The 3360-nt window shown below is 64.2% G+C and carries 4 protein-coding genes and 1 pseudogene; all 5 read left to right on the top strand.

Going from position 1 to position 3360, the window contains the following annotated elements; genetic code table 11:
• Positions 1–943: pseudogene (arsB, locus tag A2J03_RS09675) on the top strand (ACR3 family arsenite efflux transporter); the annotation flags it as partial.
• Between the two features lie 2 nt (positions 944–945).
• Positions 946–1623 (top strand): arsenate reductase ArsC, encoded by a 678-nt coding sequence (locus A2J03_RS09670; RefSeq protein WP_068372728.1) that lies wholly within the window; start codon positions 946–948, stop codon positions 1621–1623.
• 25 nt (positions 1624–1648) lie between these two features.
• Positions 1649–2065 (top strand): arsenate reductase ArsC, encoded by a 417-nt coding sequence (locus A2J03_RS09665; RefSeq protein ID WP_068372724.1) that lies wholly within the window; start codon positions 1649–1651, stop codon positions 2063–2065.
• Positions 2062–2469, top strand: coding sequence for an arsenate-mycothiol transferase ArsC (locus A2J03_RS09660; protein ID WP_197480696.1), 408 nt, complete (start codon positions 2062–2064; stop codon positions 2467–2469). The genes A2J03_RS09665 and A2J03_RS09660 overlap by 4 nt, the downstream gene beginning before the upstream one ends.
• Positions 2470–2574: 105 nt before the next feature.
• Positions 2575–3360 (top strand): NAD(P)-binding domain-containing protein (locus tag A2J03_RS09655; RefSeq protein ID WP_068372720.1); only part of this gene is annotated, 786 nt, incomplete at its 3' end.

The raw sequence follows: 3360 nt of genomic DNA, 5'->3' as shown, positions 1-3360 counted from the left end.
CTCGGTGGACGGTGTGTCACTGCCGATCGCGATCGGGCTGTTGATCATGATGTACCCGGTCCTGGCGAAGGTTCGCTACGACCGGCTCGACACCGTCACCGGCGACAAGCGGCTTCTGATCGGATCCCTGGTTCTCAACTGGGTTCTGGGCCCGGCGCTGATGTTCGCACTCGCGTGGCTCTTCCTCCCCGATCTACCCGAATACCGAACCGGACTGATCATCGTCGGTCTGGCCCGCTGTATCGCCATGGTCATCATCTGGAACGACCTCGCCTGTGGCGACCGGGAAGCGGCAGCCGTACTGGTCGCGATCAACTCGGTATTCCAGGTGTTCATGTTCGCCGTACTCGGCTGGTTCTACCTGTCCGTGCTGCCCGGCTGGCTCGGCCTAGAACAGACGACCATCGAAGCCTCACCGTGGCAGATCGCCAAGTCGGTGTTGATCTTCCTCGGCATCCCACTTGTCGCTGGTTTCGCATCGCGCTACTTCGGCGAACGCACCAAGGGCCGCGACTGGTACGAATCCAAGTTCATCCCGAAGATCGGCCCCTGGGCGCTGTACGGTCTGCTCTTCACCATCATCATTCTCTTTGCGCTGCAGGGCGATCAGATCACCTCGCAGCCACTCGACGTCGTTCGTATCGCACTCCCACTGCTGGTCTACTTCGCAGTCATGTGGGGCGGGGGCTATGCCCTCGGCGCCGCAATGGGTCTGGGCTACGAGCGCACTACGACGCTCGCATTCACCGCCGCGGGCAACAACTTCGAACTCGCCATCGCCGTCGCCATCGCTACCTATGGCGCCACGTCCGGGCAAGCACTCGCCGGGGTCGTCGGACCACTCATCGAGGTCCCGGTCCTCGTCGGCCTTGTCTACGTATCACTCGCTCTACGTAAGCGTTTCTCCCCCGCACAGTCCGTAAACACAGCGACAAAGGAGTCCTGATGTCCGACAGCCCCTCTCGCGATCGTGACCGCCAGCAACCCGAACTGTTGATGCCGCGGGCGGCGCTCGCACGCTCGGCCGCACAACTTGCCAAGAAATACGATGGGGTGTTCTCCCCTCAGACGGTCGAACGCTACGTCTTCGAGTCCTACGCAGCACTTCGGCGCACCGCAAAGGTTCAGGTGCACCTGTCCGCTCTGGCGGAGCACTTCGCGGCGGACCGGTTGACCGCTCTCGCACAGTCCGAAGGCTCTGTCGCCAAGGACGTTCCCGAGGTGCTCTTCATCTGCGTCCACAATGCAGGCCGCTCGCAGATGGCCGCAGCCCTGCTGAACCATCACGGCAACCGCCGCGTACACGTCCGGTCCGCAGGTTCCGCACCGGGCAACGAAATCAATCCCGCAGTCGTCGAGGTCATGTCCGAGATCGGAGTAGACCTGGGTAGCGAGTTCCCGAAGCCCCTGACCGACGATGTCGTTGCAGCAGCCGACGTCGTGGTGTCCATGGGCTGCGGTGACGCGTGCGCGGTGTACCCCGGCAAGAGGTACCTCGACTGGTCCTTCGACGATCCGGACGGCCAGCCCATCGACACCGTTCGTCGGATTCGCGACGAAATCGACGTCCGGGTGCGCGAGCTTCTTGTCGAGCTCGATTCCACCACGACCGTCTCCACCTGATCTCACCGCCGAAAGAAGGCCTGCCATGACCAGCACCCCCAGCGTCCTGTTCGTCTGCGTCCACAACGCCGGCCGTTCCCAGATGGCCGCCGGATTCTTGAGCCACCTCGCCGGCGACACCATCGAGGTTCGTTCGGCCGGTAGTGCACCGGCGGACACCATCAACGCCGCCGCCGTCGAGGCCATGGCCGAACTCGGTATCGACATCTCGGCACAGTCTCCGAAGATCCTGACCCCGGAAGCCGTCGAAACCTCCGACGTCGTCATCACCATGGGGTGCGGGGACGCATGCCCGGTCTTCCCAGGCGTGAGCTACCGCGACTGGGCTCTGCCCGATCCAGCCGGCAAGGGCGTCGAGGCGGTCCGTCCGATCCGCGACGAGATCAAAGCGCGCATCGAAAGCCTGATTGCCGAGCTGTCGCAGTCTGTGCCCACTCGATGAGCATGCCGAGCGTACTGTTCGTCTGTGTCAAGAACGGCGGCAAGTCGCAGATGGCTGCCGGACTGATGCGCAAAGCGGCAGGCGATACCGTCGAGGTGCATTCGGCCGGCACCAAGCCGGGCAGTGCAGTGAATGCGTTGTCCGCAGAATCTCTGCTCGAGGTCGGTGTCGATCTCACCGGCGAGCAGCCGAAGCCGATCGATCCCGAAGTACTGGCTCGGATGGACTACGTCATCACCCTCGGCAGTGAAGCGAAGCTCGACGCCGTCGACGGTCCGACGTATCTGAACTGGGACACCGACGAGCCGTCCGAGCGTGGTATCGACGGCATCGAACGCATGCGGCTTGTTCGTGACGACATCGCCGCCAGGGTCGACGACCTCACCGCACTCCTGTCTCGGTGACCGGAAAATGGGCAGGAAGCCACACTTGCGACCACATCACGCGGGTTCCCGCGTGAAATCCGCGCAAGTGTGGCTTCCTGCTCACTCGCGCCTCCCGGTGCGGCCGTGACCACGGTCGTCATCGGTGGCGGTCAGGCCGGCCTCGCCGCCGGGTACTACCTGCGCCGGACGGGGTTGGACTTCGTCATCCTCGACGACCAGCCCCGACCGGGCGGCTCCTGGCAGGACTACTGGCCCTCACTGCACCTGTTCTCGCCCGCCGAGTACTCACGTCTGCCGGGATGGCCGATGCCGCCGTGGCCGCAGGGCTTTCCGCCCGCCTCGCACGTCGTTGACTACCTCACCGCGTACGAGAAGAAATACGACCTTCCCGTGCACCGGCCGGTACGAGTGGACTCGGTTCGACGAGGTGACGTTCATCGGTATCGCGTCGAAACCGACAACGGGGTATTCGACGCGGAAGCAATCATCAACGCCACCGGAACGTGGTCACGTCCATTCTGGCCGACGTATCCGGGAATGCGCAGCTTCGGCGGAGTGCAGTTGCACGCTGCCGATTACCGCTCCCCCGAACAGTTCGCGGGTCGACGCGTCGCCATCGTGGGTGGGGGCAACTCCGCGGCGCAGATCCTTGCCGAGGTTTCGACAGTCGCAGACACGGTGTGGTTCACCACTCGCGAACCGCGGTTCCTCCCCGACGATGTCGACGGACGAGTCCTGTTCGACGTTGCCAGTGATCGTGCCCGCGCGCTTGCGGCCGGCGCAGCCGACTCCGGCGGCGTCGCCGGGTTGGGCGACATCGTCATGGTTCCGCCGGTCAAAGAGGCACGCGAGCGGGGTGTCCTGCACAGCCGACGCATGTTCACGGAGATCGTTCCGGACGGAGTGCGC

The organism is Rhodococcus sp. EPR-157, assembly GCF_001647195.1.
Classification (GTDB): domain Bacteria; phylum Actinomycetota; class Actinomycetes; order Mycobacteriales; family Mycobacteriaceae; genus Rhodococcoides.
This window is presented reverse-complemented; position numbering and strand designations above follow the sequence as displayed.